This window comes from Mangrovicoccus ximenensis, assembly GCF_003056725.1.
Lineage (GTDB): Bacteria > Pseudomonadota > Alphaproteobacteria > Rhodobacterales > Rhodobacteraceae > Mangrovicoccus > Mangrovicoccus ximenensis.
This window is the reverse complement of record NZ_QBKZ01000001.1, coordinates 371,852-389,861: the sequence shown is the minus strand read 5'-3', so window position 1 is coordinate 389,861 and position 18,010 is coordinate 371,852. Positions and strand designations below refer to the sequence as shown.

20 protein-coding genes and 1 pseudogene are annotated in these 18,010 nt (G+C 67.9%); 18 read left to right on the top strand and 3 right to left on the bottom strand.

Annotated features, from left to right (window positions below; translation table 11 throughout):
- Positions 1-32: 32 nt before the first annotated feature.
- From sufB to pqqE, 15 genes are all read left to right on the top strand, one after another.
- Positions 33-1,595: a Fe-S cluster assembly protein SufB gene (sufB, locus tag C7T91_RS02330; protein ID WP_108257834.1), complete on the top strand. Its 1,563-nt coding sequence runs from the start codon at positions 33-35 to the stop codon at positions 1,593-1,595.
- A gap of 135 nt (positions 1,596-1,730) precedes the next feature.
- Positions 1,731-2,042, top strand: coding sequence for a heavy metal-binding domain-containing protein (locus tag C7T91_RS02325; protein WP_108257833.1), 312 nt, complete (start codon positions 1,731-1,733; stop codon positions 2,040-2,042).
- 101 nt (positions 2,043-2,143) lie between these two features.
- Positions 2,144-2,836 carry a polysaccharide pyruvyl transferase family protein gene (locus C7T91_RS02320; RefSeq protein WP_161555699.1) on the top strand — a complete coding sequence of 231 codons (693 nt, stop codon included), beginning with the start codon at positions 2,144-2,146 and terminating at the stop codon, positions 2,834-2,836.
- 19 nt (positions 2,837-2,855) lie between these two features.
- Entirely contained in the window at positions 2,856-3,611 is a 756-nt protein-coding gene (sufC, locus tag C7T91_RS02315; RefSeq protein WP_108257831.1) for a Fe-S cluster assembly ATPase SufC, read from the top strand.
- Positions 3,611-4,897, top strand: a complete 1,287-nt coding sequence (locus C7T91_RS02310; protein WP_108257830.1) for a SufB/SufD family protein — start codon at positions 3,611-3,613, stop codon at positions 4,895-4,897. The genes sufC and C7T91_RS02310 overlap by 1 nt, the downstream gene beginning before the upstream one ends.
- Positions 4,898-5,077: 180 nt before the next feature.
- Complete coding sequence (locus C7T91_RS32120; RefSeq protein ID WP_161555698.1) at positions 5,078-5,224, top strand: hypothetical protein; 147 nt, start codon at positions 5,078-5,080, stop codon at positions 5,222-5,224.
- A 3-nt stretch (positions 5,225-5,227) separates the two neighbouring features.
- Entirely contained in the window at positions 5,228-6,514 is a 1,287-nt protein-coding gene (gene glcF / locus C7T91_RS02305; RefSeq protein WP_108257829.1) for a glycolate oxidase subunit GlcF, read from the top strand.
- Positions 6,515-6,580: 66 nt separating this feature from the next.
- Complete coding sequence (locus tag C7T91_RS02300; protein ID WP_201741939.1) at positions 6,581-7,549, top strand: substrate-binding domain-containing protein; 969 nt, start codon at positions 6,581-6,583, stop codon at positions 7,547-7,549.
- Positions 7,550-7,840: 291 nt separating this feature from the next.
- Positions 7,841-8,356 carry a DUF2478 domain-containing protein gene (locus C7T91_RS02295; RefSeq protein ID WP_108257828.1) on the top strand — a complete coding sequence of 172 codons (516 nt, stop codon included), beginning with the start codon at positions 7,841-7,843 and terminating at the stop codon, positions 8,354-8,356.
- Positions 8,357-8,403: 47 nt separating this feature from the next.
- A complete protein-coding gene (locus tag C7T91_RS02290) occupies positions 8,404-9,063 on the top strand; it encodes a response regulator transcription factor (RefSeq protein WP_236637929.1) in 660 nt (219 codons plus the stop codon).
- Between the two features lie 81 nt (positions 9,064-9,144).
- On the top strand, positions 9,145-9,243 hold the full coding sequence (pqqA, locus tag C7T91_RS02285; RefSeq protein WP_108257827.1) for a pyrroloquinoline quinone precursor peptide PqqA: 99 nt from the start codon (positions 9,145-9,147) through the stop codon (positions 9,241-9,243).
- A 27-nt stretch (positions 9,244-9,270) separates the two neighbouring features.
- Positions 9,271-10,167: a pyrroloquinoline quinone biosynthesis protein PqqB gene (gene pqqB, locus C7T91_RS02280; protein WP_108257826.1), complete on the top strand. Its 897-nt coding sequence runs from the start codon at positions 9,271-9,273 to the stop codon at positions 10,165-10,167.
- Entirely contained in the window at positions 10,164-10,910 is a 747-nt protein-coding gene (gene pqqC / locus C7T91_RS02275; RefSeq protein ID WP_108257825.1) for a pyrroloquinoline-quinone synthase PqqC, read from the top strand. The genes pqqB and pqqC overlap by 4 nt, the downstream gene beginning before the upstream one ends.
- Complete coding sequence (gene pqqD / locus C7T91_RS02270) at positions 10,907-11,188, top strand: pyrroloquinoline quinone biosynthesis peptide chaperone PqqD (protein ID WP_108257824.1); 282 nt, start codon at positions 10,907-10,909, stop codon at positions 11,186-11,188. The genes pqqC and pqqD overlap by 4 nt, the downstream gene beginning before the upstream one ends.
- Positions 11,185-12,285 (top strand): pyrroloquinoline quinone biosynthesis protein PqqE, encoded by a 1,101-nt coding sequence (gene pqqE, locus C7T91_RS02265; protein ID WP_108257823.1) that lies wholly within the window; start codon positions 11,185-11,187, stop codon positions 12,283-12,285. The genes pqqD and pqqE overlap by 4 nt, the downstream gene beginning before the upstream one ends.
- A 3-nt stretch (positions 12,286-12,288) precedes the next feature.
- Here the strand turns inward: pqqE and C7T91_RS02260 are convergent, their stop codons facing one another.
- Positions 12,289-13,038, bottom strand: a complete 750-nt coding sequence (locus C7T91_RS02260; protein ID WP_108257822.1) for a DeoR/GlpR family DNA-binding transcription regulator — start codon at positions 13,036-13,038, stop codon at positions 12,289-12,291.
- A gap of 179 nt (positions 13,039-13,217) precedes the next feature.
- Between C7T91_RS02260 and glpD the strand changes: the two genes are divergently transcribed.
- Positions 13,218-14,795 (top strand): glycerol-3-phosphate dehydrogenase, encoded by a 1,578-nt coding sequence (gene glpD / locus C7T91_RS02255; RefSeq protein WP_108257821.1) that lies wholly within the window; start codon positions 13,218-13,220, stop codon positions 14,793-14,795.
- 219 nt (positions 14,796-15,014) lie between these two features.
- On the opposite strand, the gene C7T91_RS32115 is transcribed toward glpD, so the two are convergent.
- Positions 15,015-15,161 carry a hypothetical protein gene (locus tag C7T91_RS32115; RefSeq protein WP_161555697.1) on the bottom strand — a complete coding sequence of 49 codons (147 nt, stop codon included), beginning with the start codon at positions 15,159-15,161 and terminating at the stop codon, positions 15,015-15,017.
- Positions 15,162-15,298: 137 nt separating this feature from the next.
- On the opposite strand from C7T91_RS32115, the gene C7T91_RS32110 reads away from it, so the two are divergent.
- Positions 15,299-15,457 carry a hypothetical protein gene (locus C7T91_RS32110; RefSeq protein ID WP_161555696.1) on the top strand — a complete coding sequence of 53 codons (159 nt, stop codon included), beginning with the start codon at positions 15,299-15,301 and terminating at the stop codon, positions 15,455-15,457.
- Positions 15,458-15,734: 277 nt separating this feature from the next.
- Positions 15,735-16,345 (top strand): annotated as a pseudogene (locus C7T91_RS34520) (SDR family NAD(P)-dependent oxidoreductase); the annotation flags it as partial.
- A gap of 372 nt (positions 16,346-16,717) precedes the next feature.
- On the opposite strand, the gene C7T91_RS02245 reads toward C7T91_RS34520, so the two are convergent.
- Positions 16,718-18,007 carry an NAD(P)/FAD-dependent oxidoreductase gene (locus C7T91_RS02245; protein WP_108257820.1) on the bottom strand — a complete coding sequence of 430 codons (1,290 nt, stop codon included), beginning with the start codon at positions 18,005-18,007 and terminating at the stop codon, positions 16,718-16,720.
- Between the last annotated feature and the right edge of the window lie 3 nt (positions 18,008-18,010).

Sequence of the window (18,010 nt, the reverse complement as noted above, 5' to 3'; positions counted from 1 at the left end):
GCCGCGCGGCCCGCAGAGGGAAAGGCTAGGCCATGGCAGCTTTGGACAATCAGGGCGTCAAGGAAGGCGTCGACCAGGAGACCGTCGATGCCGTCCGCAACATGGGCACGTACAAGTACGGCTGGGAAACCGAGATCGAGATGGAGTACGCCCCGAAGGGGCTGAACGAGGACATCGTCCGCCTGATCTCGTCCAAGAACGAAGAGCCGGAATGGATGACCGAATGGCGTCTGGCCGCCTATCAGCGCTGGACCCAGAAGGAAGAGCCCACCTGGGCGATGGTCGACTATCCGAAGATCGACTACCAGGACCAGTATTACTACGCCCGTCCCAAATCCATGGAGACCAAGCCGAAATCGCTCGACGAGGTCGATCCGAAGCTGCTTGAGACCTACAACAAGCTCGGCATCCCGCTGAAGGAACAGATGATCCTCGCGGGCGTCGAAGGGGCGGATGCCGCGCCTGCCGATGCCAAGGACGCCGTGGGCGAGCTGGCGGCGACCGCAGGCTCCGACCGCAAGGTCGCCGTCGACGCGGTGTTCGACTCCGTTTCGGTCGGCACCACCTTCCAGAAGGAGCTGAAGGAAGCGGGCGTGATCTTCTGCTCGATCTCGGAAGCGATCCGCGAGCATCCGGAGCTGGTGAAGAAGTACCTCGGTTCGGTCGTGCCGGTCTCCGACAACTTCTTCGCGACGCTGAACTCGGCCGTGTTCTCCGACGGCTCCTTCGTCTATGTCCCGCCGGGCGTGCGCTGCCCGATGGAACTGTCGACCTATTTCCGCATCAACGCGGAAAACACCGGCCAGTTCGAGCGGACGCTGATCATCGCCGACAAGGGCAGCTATGTCAGCTATCTCGAAGGCTGCACCGCGCCGCAGCGCGACACGACCCAGCTGCACGCGGCCGTGGTCGAGATCATCGTCGAGGAAGACGCCGAGGTGAAATACTCCACGGTGCAGAACTGGTTCCCCGGCGACGAGAACGGCAAGGGCGGCATCTACAACTTCGTGACCAAGCGGGCGGACTGCCGCGGCGCGCGCGCCAAGGTGATGTGGACCCAGGTCGAAACCGGCTCGGCCGTGACCTGGAAATACCCGTCCTGCATCCTGCGCGGCGACGAAAGCCAGGGCGAGTTCTATTCGATCGCCATCGCCAACAACTACCAGCAGGCCGATACCGGCACCAAGATGGTGCATCTGGGCAAGAACACCAAGTCGCGGATCGTCTCCAAGGGCATCTCGGCGGGCAAGGCGCAGAACACCTATCGCGGTCTCGTGTCGATGCATCCGAAGGCCAAGAACTCGCGCAACTACACCCAGTGCGACAGCCTTCTGATCGGCGACCAGTGCGGCGCGCACACGGTCCCCTATATCGAGGTGAAGAACAACTCGAGCCGGGTGGAGCACGAGGCGACCACGTCGAAGGTGGATGACGACCAGCTGTTCTACTGCCGGTCGCGCGGCATGGACGAGGAAGAGGCCGTCGCGCTGGTGGTGAACGGCTTCTGCCGCGAGGTCCTGCAGGCGCTGCCGATGGAATTCGCGATGGAAGCGCAGCAGCTCGTCGCGATCTCGCTCGAGGGCTCGGTCGGCTGATCTTGGTCGGTTGCACATGAAAACCGGCGGCCAAGGCGTTGAAGTGTCTTGGTCTGCCGTTCGGATCGGATTTGGCCGTCCTGGCCGTTGGAGACTGGCATGAGCAACCCCTGGAGCAAGTCGAAAGGCGCATCCATGATCGTCACGACCACCCCCAGCATCGAAGGCAAGTCGATCACCGCGTATCACGGCATCGTCGTGGGCGAGGCGATCCTCGGCGCGAACGTCTTCCGGGACATGTTCGCGGGCATCACCGACATCATCGGCGGCCGCTCGGGCGCCTATGAGCGGTCGCTCGGCGAGGCGCGGGAAACCGCGCTGCGCGAGATGGAGGAGCGCGCCCGCGCCGCGGGCGGCAATGCGGTGGTCGGCGTCGACATCGATTACGAGGTCATCAACAACATGCTGATGGTCTCGGCCTCCGGCACCTCGGTGACCGTCGGCTGATGGGGGCGCGTCCGCCTCTGCGGCTCTTCTGGTGGCGGAAGAAGCCGAATTTCGGGGATGGCATTTCTCCGCTGATCGTGGCGCATGCGTCCGGCCGGCCGGTGGAATGGGCCGCCCCGGAAGAGGCGGAGATCTTTGCCTTGGGCTCGATCCTGCGTCCGGTGGCCAAGGCCTATCGCGAGCCGCGGGCGCACCGGCCGGTGGTCTGGGGTTCCGGCTGCATGAAGCCGGTCGGGCGCCGCTTTACCGCCAATGTCGACTTTGCCGCCGTCAGGGGGCCGAAGACGGCGGAGGTCCTGCATCTTGCGGTCGAAGCCTATGGCGATCCGGGACTGCTGATCGGCGAGGCACTGGGAGAGGACATCAAGATCTGCGAAGAAGTCGCTGTTGTTCCTCATTTTTCCCATGCAGACCTGCCGGTCTGGCAGGCGCTGGCGGAGCGGCCGGGCATCCGGTTGGTCGATGTGCGCGCCAAGGATCCGCTGGAGGCCGTCCGTCTGATCGCGACGGCGCGGCATGTCTTCAGCTCGTCGCTGCACGGGCTGGTGACGGCCGATGCCTGCGGGATCGCCTCGACTTGGGTCGATCCGACGGGGATCCATGCCGAGCCGCACTTCAAATTCGAAGACTATGCCCTTGGCATTGAAAGAAATCTCGGAGAGCCGATCCAGCCGGAAGAGATCCCGGCGCGGCTTGACGACCTGCCTGAGGGGGCGCTGCCCCATGCCTCGGGCATCGCGGCCGCGAAAGCGCGGCTGAAGCACAGCTTTCCGCCCGAGCTTCGGGCGACCTAGTTCAAGAAGAGGATGTAACATGCTGGAAATCAAGGGGCTCGAAGTCAAACTCGAAGAAGAGGACAAGCAGATCCTCAAGGGCGTCGATCTGTCGGTCGAGGCAGGATCGGTCCATGCCATCATGGGCCCGAACGGCTCGGGCAAGTCGACCCTGTCCTATGTCCTGTCGGGCCGTGACGGCTACGAGGTCACCGGCGGCAGCGCGACGCTGAACGGCGAGGACCTCCTGGACATCGAGCCGGAAGAGCGTGCCGCCAAGGGCCTGTTCCTGGCGTTCCAGTACCCGGTGGAAATCCCCGGCGTCGGCAACATGACCTTCCTGCGCACCGCGCTGAACGCCCAGCGGAAGCTGCGCGGCGAAGAGGAAATCAGCTCGGCCGACTTCCTCAAGCTGGTGCGCGCCAAGGCGAAGGACCTGAAGATCGATGCCGAGATGCTGAAGCGTCCGGTCAATGTGGGCTTCTCCGGCGGCGAGAAGAAGCGCAACGAAATCCTGCAGATGGCGATGCTGGAACCGAAGATGTGCATCCTCGACGAGACCGATTCCGGCCTCGATGTCGACGCGATGAAGCTGGTCTCGGACGGCGTCAACGCGCTTCGCGACGAGGGCCGGGCCTTCCTCGTGATCACGCACTACCAGCGCCTGCTCGACCACATCAAGCCGGACGTCGTCCACATCATGGCCAATGGCCGGATCATCAAGACCGGCGGCCCGGAGCTGGCGCTCGAAGTCGAGAAGAACGGCTACGCGGACATCCTGTCGGAGGTGGCGTGATGGCAGCGCAGCTGAAGCCGAAGCTTGACGCGCTGGAAGCGCGGCTCGCGTCGCTGAGCCTGCCGGAAGGCGGCTGGAGCGCTCCGGCGCGCCAGGACGCGCTGGCACGTCTCGGCGCGACGGGCCTGCCCAATGCGCGCGACGAGTACTGGAAATACACCCGTCCCGATACGCTGGTCGCTCGGGAAGCGCCCGCCGCGGCGGTGTTCGAAGCCTCCGAGACGCCGATCTTTTCCGGCCGCGACCGGCTGAAGATAACCTTCGTCGACGGGGTCTTCGATCCCGAGCAGTCCGATGCGCTGGAACTCGAAGGCATCGCCATCGAGCGCCTGGCCGAGGCGGGCACCAAGGATATCCATTGGGCCAAGGACTTGTACGGCGTTCTTGAAGCGCGCGGACAGTCTCCGGTGGAGCGTCCGCTGGCGGCGCTGAACACCGCCTTCGCGACCGACGGGATCCTGATCCACGTCACCGGCACGCCGTCGAAGCCGGTCTCGCTGGTCTATATCCACAAGGACGAAGGCTCCGACGCGATCCTGCACCATGCGGTGAAGGTCGAGACGGGCGCCGAGATCACCCTGCTGGAGAACGGTCCGGCGGCGGCGCGGTTCAACAAGGTGCTGGAAGTCGATGTCGCCGATGGCGGCAAGTTCCATCATGTCCGTGCCCAGGGGCGCGACCATGAGCGCCGCGCGGCGACGCATATCTTTGCCCGGCTGGGCGAGGAGAGCCTGTTCAAGTCCTTCACCATGACGGCGAACGGCGTGCTGACCCGCAACGAATGCGTCATCGAGTTCACCGGCGACGACGCGGTGGCCCATGTCGCGGGCGCCTCGATGGGCGACGGCGATTTCCACCATGACGACACCGTCTTCATCACCCATGACGCGGTGAATTGCGAAAGCCGCCAGGTGTTCAAGAAGGTGCTCCGGAACGGCGCGACCGGCGTCTTCCAGGGCAAGATCCTGGTGAAGAAGGACGCGCAGAAGACCGACGGCTACCAGATCAGCCAGTCGCTGCTTCTGGACGATGACAGCCAGTTCCTCGCCAAGCCGGAGCTGGAAATCTACGCCGATGACGTGGCCTGCTCGCATGGCTCGACCTCGGGGGCGATCGACGACACGGCGCTCTACTACCTGCGGTCGCGCGGCGTGCCGCTGCGCGAGGCGCAGGATCTGCTGACGCTCGCGTTCCTCGCCGAGGCGCTGGACGAGATCGAGGATGACAGCCTGGCGGACGAGATCCGCGAGCGGCTGGACGGCTGGCTGGCCCGGCGCCGCGGCTGATGTCCTCGGTCACGCTGGACATCCTGGCGAGCTACCGCCGTCCGGGCCAGGTGGTCCGGCGGCGGCTGGCGCTGCCCGAACATGAGGGACGGGCGCTGGCCTATCTCATGCTCGGCTGCGCGCTGGTCTTCGTCGCGCAGCTGCCGCGCCTGTCGCGGGAGGACCGACCTGCGCGCCGGGATGGCGGATCTCGGCGGCCATGCCACCCGGCTGCGCGGGCAGGGACCTGTCCCGGCGCTGCATCCCGATCCCGCCCCGGTGGCCGCGCTGGCGGCCGGGCTGAGGCAGAAATTCGACCCGCGCGGGCTGTTCGCTCCGGAAGGCTGAGACATGAAGACGAACTTCACAGACGCGCAGCTTGCCGATCCCGGCATTGCCCGCGCCAACGAGATCCTGCGCGCCTGCGTGCATTGCGGCTTCTGCACGGCGACCTGCCCGAGCTACCAGGTGCTGGGCGACGAACTGGATTCCCCGCGCGGCCGCATCTACCTGATCAAGGACATGCTGGAGTCCGGCCGCCCGGCGGACGAGGAGACCGTGCGCCATGTCGACCGCTGCCTCGGCTGCCTGGCCTGCATGACAACCTGTCCCTCGGGCGTGCATTACATGCATCTCGTCGACCATGCCCGCGCCCATATCGAGAAGACCTGGGAGCGGCCCTGGCAGGAGCGGCTGCTGCGCGGCGCGCTGGCGCGGATCCTGCCCTATCCGGGGCGGTTCCGCTGGGCGCTGCTCGGCGCCAAGATTGCCCGGCCGTTCCGCAGGCTGGTGCCGGATGCGCGGGCGCGCGCGATGCTCGACATGGCCAAGGCGCCGATCGCCGCGCCGTCACGGATCGACGAGCCGCAGGTCCACAAGGCGCAAGGAGACCGCCGCGGCCGGGTCGTGCTGATGACCGGCTGCGCCCAGAAGGCGCTCGACGCCGACATCAACGCGGCGACCATCCGGCTGCTGACCCGCCTGGGCATCGAGGTGGTGATCCCGAAGGGAGAGGGCTGCTGCGGCGCGCTGGTGCACCACATGGGCCGCGAGGAAGAGGCGAAGCACTTCGCCGCCCGCAACATCTGCACCTGGATGGCCGAGATGGAGGGGCTCGACGCGATCATCGTCAACACCTCGGGCTGCGGCACGACGGTGAAGGATTACGGCCATATCTTCCGCAACGATCCGCTCTCCGAGGCAGCGGCGGAGGTCAGCGCCAAGGCGAAGGACATCACCGAGTTCCTGTCGGGGCTGGAGCTGCCCGCGCCGGCGCGTCAGGGGATGCGTGTTGCCTATCACGCCGCCTGTTCGCTGCAGCACGGCCAGAAGGTGACCGCCGCGCCGAAGGCGCTGCTGCAGGCGGCAGGCTACGAGGTCGCGACGCCTGCCGATCCGCATCTTTGCTGCGGCTCCGCCGGGACCTACAACCTGATGCAGCCCGAAATCGCCGGAGAACTCGGCCGCCGCAAGGCCGCCACGCTCGAGGCGGTGGCGCCGGAGGTCATCGCGGCCGGCAATATCGGATGCATGGCGCAGATCGGCGGGCGGACCGGCGTGCCGGTGGTGCATACCGTCGAGCTGCTCGACTGGGCCTGGGGCGGGCCGGAACCGGCCAAGCTGGGGAAAGTTTCCTGAACCGGAATATGTTCAGCGTCCGGTAACCTCCGCGGCCCTAGCCTGCCCTCACAGGAGGGTTCCGAAATGCCGCGCCAGTGCCTTGCCGCCGCCCTGATCTCGATCATTTGCATGCTCGGCGTCCGGCCCGTGCTTGCTGCCGACATTTTCGTGGTCGGCGGCAATACCGGGCACCCGTTCTGGTCGATCGTGCATCGCGGGGCGGAGGATGCGGGGATGGTGGTCGAGGCGCAGCTGGGATCTGTCACCTGGCTGCAGATCGAGGATTACGACGATGTCGGAGGAAATGCCGCTGCCCTGATCCGCAAGGCGATCGCGCGGCGTGCCGACGGCATCGTCACGGGCCTCTGGGACCCCGAACCGATCGAAGCCGCGGTGCAGGAGGCGGTCGCGGCGGGGATTCCCGTCATTCTCTACAACGCCGGCGGGCTCGAAGCGGTGCGCCGGCTGGGAGCGCTGACCTATATCGGCAGCCGCGGCTACGACAACGGCCGCGCTGCCGGCAGCTATTTCGCTGCCAACGGGCTCCTGCGGGCGGTCTGCGTCACGACCCTGCCCGATCTCGACAACATCGCCGCGATGTGCCGTGGTCTGGAGGACTCGATTTCCGAGGCCGGGGGCGAAGCGGAAACGCTCGACCTGCCGCCGGGCAGCATCGAGGATCTGGACGCGGCGTCGGACGCGGTCAAGCAATACCTGATCGGAACGCCCGGCGTGGCCGCGATCCTGTCGATCGGAAGCTACAGCACCAATGCTTCGGTGAGAGCGGTGGAGCGCGCGGGGCAGGCGGGCCGGGTGAAGATCGGCAGCATCGATCTCGACGATACCACGATCGACCGGATCCGCTCCGGCTCCCAGATTTTCGCCATCGACCAGCAGGGCTATCTGCAGGGGTTCCTGGCGGTCACGATCCTGAATGCGCATGTCAATTTCGGCCTGGCAGTCCCGATGCGCGAGATCCTGACCGGCCCCGGCCTGATCGATTACGGCAACCTGGATAGCGCCGAGCGCGGCATAAGCCGGGGGGCGCGCTGACGGCGGCTGGCGATGCGGCGGACAAAAAAGCGGCGACCCCAGGGAGGAGGAGGGGGTCGCCGCACATTTCCTAGGCTCAGGGAGGAGGAGGAGCCTTCGGAAATTCAGTGGTACGCAATGTACCGTTGAGTACAAAATAGGGGATCGGACCGGCGGCCGCAATGGCTGGTATGGAAGATCTGCCCTGATCTGTGTGCATGGCAACGGCACCGACGAATGTCGGCCCCGCGAAGGCTGGCGATGCGGCCGCGCCGGGGCTATCTTGCCCCTTGGCAGTACGGAGAGTCGGCAATGCGGATCGGATATGTGACAGCGGATGGCAGGGGCGACGGCGACCGGCTGCTCAGCGGGCTAGCCGCGCAGCTGGCGGCGCGCGGCGTGCGGCTGGCGGGCGTGGTGCAGCAGAACACGGAGCGCGACGACGATTGCGGCTGCGACATGGATGTGCGCGTCCTGCCCGACGGCCCGCTGGTACGGATCTCCCAGTCTCTGGGCGCAGGCTCCTCGGGCTGCCGTCTGGACGCCGGCGCGTTGGAACAGGCGGTCGGCATGGTCACCGCCTCGCTTTCCGCGCCGGTCGATCTTCTGATGGTCAACAAGTTCGGCAAGCACGAGGCTGACGGCCGCGGCTTCCGCGAGCTGATCGGCGGGGCGGTCGCGGGCGGAACCCCGGTGATCGTCGGCGTCGGCGCCAGCAACATGGCGGCCTTCCTCGATTTCGCGGGCGATTTCGCCGAACCCGTCCCGGCCGAAGCGGCGGCGATGGAGGCCTGGGCGCTCGGCGTCCTGTCCGATATCGCGGCCTGATCGCAAGGGGAGGGCGCACGCTGGAGGACACGTCCGGAACTCCGCGGGTGCTCGTCGTCGATGACGATCCCGACATTGCCTCGGTGCTGGCGCGCGGGCTGCGGATGAAGGGGTTTGCGGTCGTGGCGGAGCCTTCGGCGGCGTCCGCGGCCGTCCGGCTGCGGGCGGAGCCGTTCGACGCGGCGGTGATCGACGTGATGATCGGCACCGAAAGCGGGCTCGATTTGGTGGCCGGGCTTCGCGCGGAAGGGCTGCGGCTGCCGGTGCTGATGCTCAGCGCGCTGACCGAGATCGCCGACCGCACGGCCGGGCTGCGCGCCGGGGCGGACGACTACGTCGTAAAGCCGCTTGATCTCGACGAGCTGGCCGCCCGGCTCCATGTCCAGATCAGCCGCGCAGCCGAGATCCGGCCCGGAGGGCCGGTGCTCGATGCCGGAACGCGGCGGCTGCGGAAGGGCGCGGCGGAACTGGACCTGACCGAACGCGAATTCGCGCTCCTGCAGCTCCTGTGGGAGCACCGCGGCGCGCCGCTTCCGCGCGGCGGGATCTTCGACCGGCTCTGGACCGGCGATGCGCCCGGCGCCGAGAACGTGGTCGATGTCTATATCGGTTATCTCAGGAAGAAGCTGGCCGCCCGGCCGGAATTCGGGCTTGAGATCGTGACCATCCGCAGCCGCGGCTTCGAGCTGCGCGGCGCTGGCTCTTAGAATCCTCTTAGAACTTGCGGGCTGCGACTCCGGCAAGCTGCAGTAAGGTGATGGATGTGAACCTGAGGAGGAGACAACATCATGGCATGGACCAAGCCGACCCTGCGCGAGATCACCTGCGGGATGGAAATCAACATGTACAGCCCGGCAGAGGATGACGACCGCGACGTCTGGCTCTGACGGACGGCCGGCGCGGAGAGGCAGCGGATGTCGATCCGCGCCATCATTCTGGGGGCGGCAGCCGGAGGCGGCCTCCCCCAATGGAACTGCGGCTGCACCAATTGCAACCTGGCACGGGCGGGCACCATACCGTCGCTGAGCCAGAGTTCGGTGGCCGTGAGCCTGGACGGGACCTCCTGGGCGCTGCTCAATGCTTCGCCCGACCTGAGGGAGCAGTTCGCCCGCGTGCCGCAGCTGGCGCCGACCGATCTGCGCGTGTCCCCCCTGCGTTCGGTTCTGGTCACCAATGGCGATATCGACCATGTGGCCGGACTCCTCACCCTGCGCGAGAAGCAGCCCTTCGATCTCTTCGCGACGGCGGAGATCCAGGCGGCGCTGTCCGGCAATCCGATGATGGCGGCGGTAGACCGGCAACTGGTGCCGCGCCGCACCATTTCGCTCGAGACTCCCTTCGAGCTGCTGCCCGGCCTCGAGGCGCGGCTCTTCCCGGTGCCTGGGAAGGTGCCGCTCTATCTCGAGGGCGAGACGGTCGAGACCGACCTCGAGGGCGAACAGACCGTCGGCGTGGAGCTGGCCGCGGGCGCGACCCGGATGCTCTACATCCCGGGTTGCGCGCGGATCACGCCGGCGCTGGCGGAGCGCATCGACGGGGCCGACATGCTCTTCTTCGACGGCACGCTCTGGCAGGATGACGAGATGATCCGCGAAGGGCTGGGCCGGAAGACCGGCAAGCGCATGGGCCATATCTCGATGAGCGGAGCCGACGGCTCGATTGCCGGGCTTGCGGGGCTGGAGATCGGCGCCCGCGTCTTCGTCCACATGAACAACACCAACCCGGTGCTGCGTCCCGATGCGGGCGAACGCGCCGAGGCAGAGGCCGCGGGCTGGATCATCGCCCGGGACGGCATGGAGCTGACAGCATGACCCAGAGCAAGGCAGAGTTCGAGGCGCGGCTGCGCCAGATCGGGGCGGAACGCTATCACGACCTGCACCCGTTCCATCACCGCCTGCATGGCGGCCAATGCACCCCCGACGAGGTGCGTGCCTGGGTGATCAACCGCTACTATTATCAAAGCCGCATCCCGATGAAGGACGCCGCCTTCATGAGCCGCGTCGAGGACCCGGCCCTGCGCCGTGCCTGGCGCAGCCGGATCGAGGACCATGACGGCAGCGACGGCAACGAGGGCGGCATCCGCCGCTGGCTGCGCCTTGCCTCGGCGGTCGGGCTTGACCCGGATTACGTGGCCACCTGCGACGGCGTTCTGCCGGCGACGAAAATCGCGGTGGATGCCTATGTCCGCTTCGTCCGCGACAAGACCCTGCTGGAGGCGGTCGCGGCCTCGCTGACCGAACTCTTTGCGCCGAAGATCCATGCTGCGCGGATCGAGGGGCTGCTGCAGAACTACGCCTTCGCGGATGACTCGAGCCTGTCCTATTTCCGCCGCCGCCTGACCGAGGCGCCGAAGGATGTGGCCTTCGGGCTGCAATGGGTGCTCGACCATGCCGATACGCAGGAAAAGCAGGACCAGGCGGCCGCGGCGCTGATCTTCAAGACCGACGTGCTCTGGTCGCAGCTCGATGCGCTCTGGGGCGCCTATGTGGAGCCTGCACGGATCCCGCCCGGGGCTTGGCAGCCGGGAACCGGCATGGCGCAGGCGGCGGCATGAGCCTCGACGCGCAATCCGTCCCGGTCCTGCCGCGCGGCGTGCGGCTCCACGAAGACAAGGTCCGCGACCGCTGGGTGCTGCTGGCACCCGAGCGGGCGCTGGCGCTGGACGGCACGGGGCTCGCCATCCTGTCGGAGATCGACGGCACGCGCAGCCTCGGGCAGATCGCGGGGGACTTGGCGGCGCGCTACGAGGCTCCGGCGGAGGCGATCCTGTCGGATTGCATCGACTATCTCGGCGCCCTGCACGAACGCCGCATCCTGGAGACAAGGCCATGACGCAGCCGCCTATCGCCATGCTGGCCGAGCTGACCCATCGCTGTCCGCTGGCCTGTCCCTATTGCTCGAACCCGCTGGACCTGATCCGCAAGGAGGCGGAGCTGGACACGGAGACCTGGGCGCGGGTGTTCCGCGAGGCGGCGGAGCTGGGCGTCCTTCAGTTGCATCTGTCGGGCGGCGAGCCGCTGGCGCGGCGCGACCTGCCAGAGCTGGTCCGGGCGGCGCGGGAGGCGGGACTTTATGCCAACCTGATCACTTCCGGCATCGGCCTGACCGAAGCGCGGGCGCGCGAGCTGGACGAGGCCGGTCTCGACCATATCCAGCTGTCGCTGCAGGGCACGGATGCCGAGATGGCTGACCAGATCGGCGGCTACAAGGGCGGGTTCGAGCGCAAGATGGCGGCGGCGGAGATCATCCGGTCGGTCGGCTTCCCGCTGACGCTGAACTTCGTCATGCACCGCCGCAACATGCACCAGCTGCCGCGCGCGCTGGAGATGGCGGTGGAGATGGGCGCGCGCCGAATCGAGGTTGCGACCGTGCAGGTCCATGGCTGGGCCGAGCGGAACCGCGGCGCGCTGATCCCGTCGAAGGCGCAGGCGGCGGAGGCCACGGCGATCGTCGGCGCCGCGCGTGCGCGGCTGAAGGGCGTGCTGGTCATCGACTACGTCCCGGCAGATTACCATTCGAGCTATCCCAAGCCCTGCATGGGCGGCTGGGGCTCGACCGGGCTGAACGTGACGCCCGAGGGCAAGGTGCTGCCCTGCCACGCCGCCGAGTCTATCCCGCATCTGGAATTCCGGAACGTCATGGACCAGGGGCTGGCCGAGATCTGGACCGGCAGCCCGGCCTTCAACGCCTATCGCGGAACGGATTGGATGCAGGAGCCCTGCACCAGCTGCGAGCGCAAGACCCGTGATTTCGGCGGCTGCCGCTGCCAGGCGCTGGCCCTGGCGGGCGATGCCGCTGCCGCCGATCCGGTCTGCGTGAAGTCCCCGCATCATGAAGACTTGGCGCGCCAGGCGGCGTTCTGGGCCGAGGCCGACGATCCGCTGGTCTACCGTCCGGCACCGGGCAAGGCGGCGCTGGAAACCGCCTGAGCCTCAGCCCGCCAGCGTCACGTCGAGGTCGATCCCCGACAGGGCAGGGGGCAGGGCGCGGTCGGTGAAGAGCCGGTCGACCTGCGCCAAGGGCGCGATCCGCACCGGCGCGGTGCGCTCGAATTTCGAATGGTCGGCGACCAGGAACACCTTGCGCGCCCGGCGCAGGATGGTCTGGGTCACGCCGACCTCCTGCGCGTCGAAATCCAGCAGGTCGCCGTCGGAATCGATCGCCGAGCAGCCGATCACCGCCAGGTCGAACTTGTAGCTTTCCACCGAGGCCTGGGTCAGCGGCCCGACGAGCCCGCCGTCGCTGCGCCGGAAGCTGCCGCCCGCGACCACGATATCCGCCTCCGGATTGCCGATCAGGATGTTCGCCACGTTCAGGTTGTTGGTCATCACCATCAGCCCGCGATGCGTCAGCAGGTGCCGCGCCACCGCCTCGGTCGTCGTGCCGATATTGAGGAACAGCGAGGCGTCCTGCGGCACCTGCGCGGCGCAGGCCCGGCCGATCGCCTCCTTCGCCTCGCGGTTCAGCCGGCTGCGTTCGTCATAGACGATGTTCGCCGTGCCGGACGGCAGCACCGCCCCGCCATGCACCCGCTCCAGCTGGCCCGCCTCCGCCAGGTCGTTCAGGTCGCGCCGGATGGTCTGCGGCGTCACCCCGAAGCGCGCCACCAGCCCCTCGACCGTCACCTTTCCCTCGATGCGGGCAATTTCGAGGATCTGGGGGTGGCGGAAGGTCTGGGACATGGGGACTCCGGGTTTCGCAAGTGTGCGACTCTAGGCCGACCTCGCCCGATCCCGCAAGTGTGACCGAAAAACGAGCGCGAAATCGCCACAAACGAAAACAAACGAAAATTCCGAATTGACAGACTCGGGCATCAGGCGCATCTCCTGCGGCAAGGGACAGCACCAAGGAGCCTTTGCACATGACCCCGGATTACGACCTCCTGATCATCGGCGGCGGCATCAACGGATGCGGCATCGCCCGCGACGCGGCAGGGCGGGGCATGACGGTCGCGCTGGCGGAGATGGACGACCTGGCCTCGGCGACCTCCTCGGCCTCGACGAAGCTTTTCCATGGCGGGCTGCGCTACCTCGAGTTCTTCGAGTTCCGCCTGGTGCGCGAGGCGCTGATCGAACGCGAGGTGCTGCTGCGCGCGATGCCGCATATCGCGTGGCCGATGCGCTTCGTGCTGCCCTATCACAAGGACATGCGCTTCGAGAGCCAGACGCCGACCTCGAAGCTCCTGTCCACCGTCATGCCGTGGATGAAGGGCCGCCGCCCGGCCTGGCTGATCCGCTTCGGCCTGTTTCTCTACGACCATCTCGGCGGACGGAAGATCCTGCCCGGCACGCGCAATCTCGACCTGAAGACCGACGAGGCCGGCAAGCCGCTGAAGGACAAGTTCGCCAAGGCCTACGAGTATTCCGACTGCTGGGTGCAGGACTCGCGCCTCGTCGTGCTGAATGCCCGCGATGCGGAAGCGAAGGGCGCCGATATCTGGACCCGCACCAAGCTGACGGGGGCGGAGCGCCATGCCGATCACTGGATCGCCACGCTCGAGGACCGGGACACCGGCGCCACCCGCCAGGTCAGCGCGAGGATGCTGGTCAATGCCGCCGGGCCCTGGGTCGGCGAGACGCTGAAGGACGTCCTCCGTGTCGAGACGCCGGACCGGGTGCGGCTTGTGCGCGGCAGCCATGTCGTGGTGCCGAAGCTGCATGGCCATGACCGCGCCTATTTCTTCCAGGGCGAGGACGGGCGGATCATCTTCGCCATTCCCTACGAGACCGACTTCACGCTGATCGGCACCACCGACCAGGAGCATGGCAATCCGGACCAGCGTCCGGTCTGCACCGAGGAGGAGGCCGCCTATCTCTGCCGCTTCGCTTCGCAATATTTCGAGCAGCCGGTGGCGCGCGCGGATGTCGTCTGGACCTATTCCGGGGTGCGCCCGCTCTATGACGACGGCGCCAGCTCCGCCACGGCGGCCACCCGCGACTACACGCTGAAGCTGGAGCAGTCCGGCGCGCCGCTGCTCAATGTCTTCGGCGGCAAGATCACTACCTACCGGCGGCTGGCCGAACACGCGCTGGAGAAAATCGCCGATGTGCTGGAGCTCGAGGTCCCGGCCTGGACGGCAGGCGCACCGCTGCCCGGCGGCGGCTTCCCGGTGGACGGCGTCCCGGCGCTGGTTGCCGATCTGCGCGCGCGTTTCCCGTTCCTGGACGACGCTTGGGCGCTGCGCCTGGTGCGGGCCTACGGGACCGAAGCGGCAGAGATTCTGGATGGCGCGCGGGAGATCGGCGATCTCGGCCGCGATTTCGGCGGCACCCTGACCGAGCGCGAGGTCCGCTGGCTGATGGACCGCGAATTCGCCCGCCGGGCCGAAGACGTGCTCTGGCGGCGCGGCAAGCTGGGATTGCGCCTCGACGAGTCGCAGGCCGCGGCCCTCCAGGCCTGGATGTCCGGAGAGAGCCGGTTGTCTGCGGCGGCCGAATAACACCTTCCGTCTTTGGCCCGGGCTTGCCCCTGGCGGCCGCTGGTCAGCGGCAATCCCCCGGAGCGGCGCCTGGCACGGCTCCCGGCCTTCCGGGAAAAGGTTTCAAGCCGCTTGCCCCCCGCGCCCAGCCCGGCATCGCCCGGCTCGGCCATGAAAATGCCGCGGCGGTGGTCGCCTCGGGCGTGCCCGGCTTCTTCCGGCCCCGGCTGCCTTGGCCGCCTACAGCACCGCCATGCTGCGCGTCACGCTGGAGGAGCTGGCGAATTTCAGCTGGCTAACGCCCATGGCCCGCGGCTCCCGGCCGGGGCGGTCGATGGCGAAACCGGCAATTTCGCGCATCCCTCCATAGAGATCGGCCCCGGGCACGTGATGGCCTCCAGCGCGCTGCCGCCGGGTTTTCCCGGCGCCGAAGCGGAGGGGCGGCTCTGGCGGGAGGGTGTCGGGCACCAAGCTGCAATACGTGCCGGAAAAGCATGGCGCGCAGCCGATGACGGGACTCCACGTTGACCCGCAGCGCGGGCCCCGGCACGCTGGCCGATGTCGAGAGCCGCAGCAAGGGCATCCAGTTCCCAATCCGCACCCGCCTGCCCGCAGCGTTGCGCGACGGCTCCGATCCCGGCCGGTTATGCCGCGCGGCCCCGGCCAAGGATTGCGCCTTCTAGCGGTTCTCGATGCGGCAGCACAGGGCCCCGGGCGCGCGCGACCCGGGGACCTCCCTGGCCGATCCCCGCTGGACGCAGCGCGGGCGCCGCCGTGGCGGGCTTCGGGTCCTCGGCCTGACCGGGCGCACCGTCCGGCACACGATTGCATGAGGCCGGGCCGCCGACCCCGAAGGGAGACTGACATGAGCACGCTCAAGGACAAGGTCTGCATCGTCACCGGCGCCGCCTCCGGCATCGGCAGGGCCATCGCCAACGCTATGCCGGGGATGTCGCCAAGGTGGCGATCGCCAACCTGAAGATCGACGCGGCCCGCGCCGCCGCCGAGGAGAGCGCGGCGCAGACGCCCGGCGAGGCGATGGCCGTGGAAATGGACGTGACCGACGAGGACACGGTCAATGCCGGGATGCAGAAGGTCGCCGACACCTATGGCCGTTTCGACGTGCTGATATCGAATGCCGGGATGCAGATCCTCCGCAAGGCGGAGGGCTTCCCCTCCGGCGAATGGAAGAAGCTGCTGTCGATCCATCTCGGCGGCGCCTTCCTGGCCTCGAAGGCGGTGATCCCGCACATGAAGGCGCAGGGCGGCGGCGCGATCCTGTTCATGCGCTCGGTGCATTCCAAGGAAACCTCGGCGCTGAAGGCGCCCTACGTGACGGCCTCCTCGGCCTCGCCCGCGTCATCGCCAAGGAAGGCGGCGGGCACGGCATCCGCACCAACGTGATCTGCCCGGACTTCGTCAGGACGCCAATGGTCGAGAAGCAGAACCCCGAACCGGCGCGCGATCTGGGCCTGTCCGAGGACGGGGTGATCTCGAAGGTCATGCTGGGCGAGACGGTGGATACCGAATTCACCACCGTCGCCGACATCGCCGCGGTGGCGCATTTCTTCGCCGCCTTTCCGACCAACGCGCTGACCGGGCAGCCGCTGGTCGCATCCCATGGCTGGCACATGGACTGGGGGAGGCACCGGATGATCCAGGACACGATCCCGCTCCTCGGCGCGCTTGCAGGCCCTGCCGCGCTCGGCAGCCTCGTCCTGCCGCGGCCCGAACCGCGGCCCGCCGCCGCCGGGCAGCAGGAGGCCGCCCGCGCCGGAGGCGAGGCCGAAAGCGGCGGCGGATTGCAGGAGGCCGCGGCGGCTGATGGCGCGCGGGCGTGCCGGAACGGCACCGGGGCGTTTCTGGTCGGTCATGGTCGTCCTCGCTGTTGCACGGCCCCTCTCGAGGGGGCTCTGTCACTCTTTCCGTCGTTTCCGCCCCGCTCAGGCCAACCTTTCGCGGAGCGTGTAGTACCACATGCCCAGGGCCAGGGCCTGATGGGCCGCCCATTGGCCGGCCGGCAGCCGCAGCCGCCGCACCGTGTCGAACACGTCGAATTCGGCCATCGTGCCGGTGATCGCCCCGGCCATGATGCCGGCGACGATATGGCTGGTGGCGATGCCGTGGCCGGAATAGCCCTCGGCGAAGAAGACATTCGGCCGGATGCGTCCCAGATGCGGGATGCGGTTGGGGATGATCCCGTCCTGTCCCGACCACTGGTAGTCGATGCCGATGCCCTTCAGACGCGGATAGGTGCGTTCGAGCGCGGGCCGGAGTTCGGCGGCAATATCGCGGGTGGCGCGGCCGGAATAGTTGGTGCCGCCGCCGAAGATCAGACGCCGGTCGGCGGTCACCCGGTGGTAGTCGAGCACGAAGCGGTCGTCATAGACCGCGATGTCCCGCGGGTTGATCGTGAGCGCCACCTCCTCGGGCAGCGGTTCGGTCGCGACGATGCCGAGCGCCGCCGGGAAGAGCGCGCCCTTCATGCGGCCTTCGGCCAGCCGGTGATAGGCGTTTCCGGCCAGCAGGACGGTGTCGCAAGTGACCCGGCCGGCTGCGGTATCGAGCACGGGGCGGCGGCCGTGGCGGATGCCGGTGACGCGGCTCCGCTCGAAGATCCGCACGCCGAGCGAGGCCGCGGCCTCTGCCTCGCCGATGGCAAGGTTCAGCGAGTGGACATGCATGTTGCGCATGTTCAGCACGCCGCCGGTGTAGAGCGGCACCTCGATCAGGCTGCGCAGCTCGTCGCCCTCGACATAGCGGACCTCGTCCCCCATCCCCTGGGCCTCGGCGGTACGGGCGAGCTTCCTCAGCGCCGCTTCGTGCTTCGGCGTCATCGCCGCCTGAAGGTGGCCGTGCTTCAGATCGCAATCGATGCCGAACCGCGCAACGCGCTCGCGGATGATCCGGTGGCCGCGCCAGCGCAGGTCCCAGATGTAATCCGCCGTTCCCGCGCCGAGCGAGCGGCGGAACTGCCGCGCCATCGCCTCATCGCCGGAGAGCGAGCCGGTGATCTGTCCGCCATTGCGCCCGGTGGCCCCCCAGCCGATCCGGTTGGCCTCGAGCAGCACGACGCGGAGCCCGCGCCCGGCCAGCTCGATCGCCGCGTTGATGCCGGTGAAGCCGCCGCCGACCACCGCGACATCGGCCTCGGTGTCGCCTTCGAGCGCCGGGAAGGGGGCATAGCTGCGGGCGCTGGCCGCGTAATAGGACGTGGTGTGGGGCTGGGTCATGGC